General features: G+C 63.9%; 5 protein-coding genes and 1 pseudogene. 3 read left to right on the top strand and 3 right to left on the bottom strand.

All coding sequences use genetic code 11. The annotated features are described in order from the left end of the window. A partial coding sequence (locus tag PGX04_RS18715) for a Rossmann-fold NAD(P)-binding domain-containing protein (protein WP_465263824.1) occupies positions 1 to 266 on the top strand: 266 nt, incomplete at its 5' end. 168 nt (positions 267 to 434) lie between these two features. Here PGX04_RS18715 and PGX04_RS18710 read toward each other — a convergent pair. Next, a complete protein-coding gene (locus PGX04_RS18710) occupies positions 435 to 704 on the bottom strand; it encodes a thioredoxin family protein (RefSeq protein WP_273739886.1) in 270 nt (89 codons plus the stop codon). Positions 705 to 822: 118 nt separating this feature from the next. On the opposite strand from PGX04_RS18710, the gene PGX04_RS18705 reads away from it, so the two are divergent. After that, on the top strand, positions 823 to 984 hold the full coding sequence (locus PGX04_RS18705) for a preprotein translocase subunit Sec61beta (RefSeq protein WP_097379553.1): 162 nt from the start codon (positions 823 to 825) through the stop codon (positions 982 to 984). A 128-nt stretch (positions 985 to 1,112) separates the two neighbouring features. On the opposite strand, the gene PGX04_RS18700 is transcribed toward PGX04_RS18705, so the two are convergent. Beyond that, positions 1,113 to 2,153, bottom strand: coding sequence for a DUF7972 family membrane protein (locus PGX04_RS18700; RefSeq protein ID WP_273739889.1), 1,041 nt, complete (start codon positions 2,151 to 2,153; stop codon positions 1,113 to 1,115). Between the two features lie 84 nt (positions 2,154 to 2,237). After that, positions 2,238 to 2,453 (bottom strand): Sp36 family protein, encoded by a 216-nt coding sequence (gene sp36 / locus PGX04_RS18695; RefSeq protein ID WP_273739888.1) that lies wholly within the window; start codon positions 2,451 to 2,453, stop codon positions 2,238 to 2,240. A gap of 99 nt (positions 2,454 to 2,552) precedes the next feature. Between sp36 and PGX04_RS18690 the strand changes: the two are divergent. After that, positions 2,553 to 2,673: pseudogene (locus PGX04_RS18690) on the top strand (pyridoxal 5'-phosphate synthase glutaminase subunit PdxT); the annotation flags it as partial.

The raw sequence follows: 2,673 nt of genomic DNA, 5'->3' as shown, positions 1-2,673 counted from the left end.
TGCCGGTCGTCGGCGCGTTCCACAACCTCGCGGCCGACGCGCTGTCGAACCTCGACAACGACCTCGAGCTCGACACGCTCGTCGTCGCCGACGACTCGGACGCTGCGGAGACCGTCCTGTCGATCGCGAACGAGATCGGCGGCCTGCGCGCGCTCGAGGCCGGACCGCTGGCCAACGCGGCCGAAGTCGAGAGCGTCACGCCGCTGGTCATCAACATCGCGAAGTACAACGAGGAGATGCACGACGTCGGCGTGAAGTGGCTCTAGACGGCGTCGGCTGAGCCGGCGCGACCATCGTCCCGTTTCGATCCACTCGCGTTCTTACGCTTCGGCCCACTCGAGGAGTACCTGCGCCTCGAGCGAGTGCGCCGAACGAAACCGCTGGCGCACCGCTCGTCGATAGCGAAAACGGGAAGAACCGACTGTGTGCGTCGTCTATGCGCCGGCCGACTCGAGGGCGTCCTCGATGTCGTTGCGCTGGGTGACGCCGACGAAGCGCTCGACGATGCCGTCGTCGTTCTCGATGATCAGCGTCGGCAGCGACCGAACCTGGTACTCGTTGGCGATATCCTGTTGCTCGTCGACGTTTACTTTCTCGACTTCGAATCGGCCCTCCCAGTCGTCCTCGATATCCTCGAGGATCGGGTCCTGGGTCTTGCAGGGGCCACACCAGTCTGCGTAGAAGTCCTTAAGTGTGACAGTCATGCGGTCAGCGCTAGTTGCCACGCGCTGCGCATAAGGGTTTCCCACTGCCAACCTATTGCCGTGATCGGCGACGGACTCCGGTCGAAAGGTTTAGTTTCAGGGGCCCATAGGGACGGGTATGGACAAAGGACAGAACACCGGTGGGCTGATGTCCAGTGCCGGACTCGTCCGGTACTTCGACTCCGAGGACTCGAACGCCATCCGTATCGACCCCAAGACGGTCATCGCGTTCGGCGTCATGCTTGGCGTGCTGGTCCAGTTGCTGACGTTCGTCTCGTAACGCATCGGCTCCCTTCTTTCAGCATCGCCTCGAGTAGCCACAGCACTGTCTGAACCCGTCGCGGAAGGGAAGCGGTCGGGACGGATCGGTCACCGCGACCGAACTCGGATCGGCAGTCCGAGTCGTTGCTATCGCTGGGAGTCACGGAGGATCAGCGGTTCGATGGCGAGCGTTCGCTTGGCGACCGTCACGATTCGAAGGACGTAGGCCGCGAACAGCAGAAACGGCACGAGCGTCGCCGTGAACGCCGCGCCGATCGCCCACGTGACGTTCGCCACGCCGAGCGTTCGCCCGGGGAACGTGCCCGCGTCGACGACCGTGAGCATGACGCCGGCGATGACCAGCGCCGGAATCGCCGCGTAGAGGATCATCTGCGAGAGCGTGACGAGTTCCCACTCGAAGTACAACGTCTTGACGTGCTCTCGCGCCGGCCCGAACAGGCTGAGCGACGTCTTCAGATCGTCCAGAGTGGACAGCTCTTCGTCGCCCAGACTGTCTTCGAAGTCGTTGGCGATCCGTTCGACCTGAAAGATCTTCCAGCCGTAGTTGAAGTTCAGCGCGGCGAACAGGACGCTGAAGTTCCCGAACGTTGCGTCCTCGAGCTGATCGGTGACCAGTTCGGCGTTGCCCACGAGGCTATCGGTGAACTCGTCGACCTCCGCGCGGAGCCGGTCGTCGTCGTTGTCGGCGACGCCGTCGCGAAGCGCCTTCGCTCGCAGTTCAGCCACGAAGACGAGTTGGCGGAGGAATTCCGACGGATCCGCCGGACTGGGCGATCCGATGAGTTCCTCGGTGTAATCGCGGAAGTCCATCGAGTTCTCCATCCGGTCGCGCTGGTCGCCGAGCGGACCGTTCTCCTGGGAGAGCACCAGTTGGCCGATGGTGACGACGAGCGTGGTTCCGGTGATGATCGCCCCGATCATCGTCGAGAACATCGTTTCGATGGTGTCGCCGGTCTGGAGCTGCGCGTGCAGGGGCGACGGCGTGAGGGTGACGAACACGACGAACGCGACGAACACGCCGAGGGCCAGGACGGCGGTCACCTGCAGCCGAGAGGCGGCGAGCAGGAGCCAGATTTTGAGCCGGTTTTCGCCGGCGCGTTCGCGCATCGTGTTAGCCGTACTGATGTCGGAGTCGCCGGCCGTCTCGATGTCGGAGTCAGCGGCCATCCCGCTATCGGCGTTGTCGTCCGTCCCGCTATCGGAGCCGCCGGCCATTCCGTTATCGGCGTCATCGGTACCGGTCACAGTGAGTCACCCGCCATCGGCACCGGTACTCGCCTCGGTGGGGCGTTTGAATACCAGATACTTGGTCCCTCCACCCGTATAATCGATCGTCTCGACGAGTTCCCAGCCGTCAGCGCCGTGCTCGTTCAGCGCCGTTTGCGGGTCCTCTGCCTCCTTTTTCGTTTCGCCGCGAGACGGTCTGAGCGTCCTGTACTCCCATCGACGCGCGTCGGATCGATTCATCTCCGGTTTACCGGACGCGTCCGAGGGCAGTAAGGATGCGGCAGACATGTCACGATCGATCGAGCTGGACGCCACAGCCGATTCGGTGGCGCGACGTTTTTGACGCCCCCTTCCGTAGCCGGGACCATGTCACTGACTGCGGGCGTCGTCGCGGTTCAGGGCGACGTCGAGGAACACGCGGCCGCCATCGAACGCGCCGCCGCGGCCCGCGATCGCGAGG

It is taken from the genome of Natrinema soli, assembly GCF_028618695.1.
This window is presented reverse-complemented; position numbering and strand designations above follow the sequence as displayed.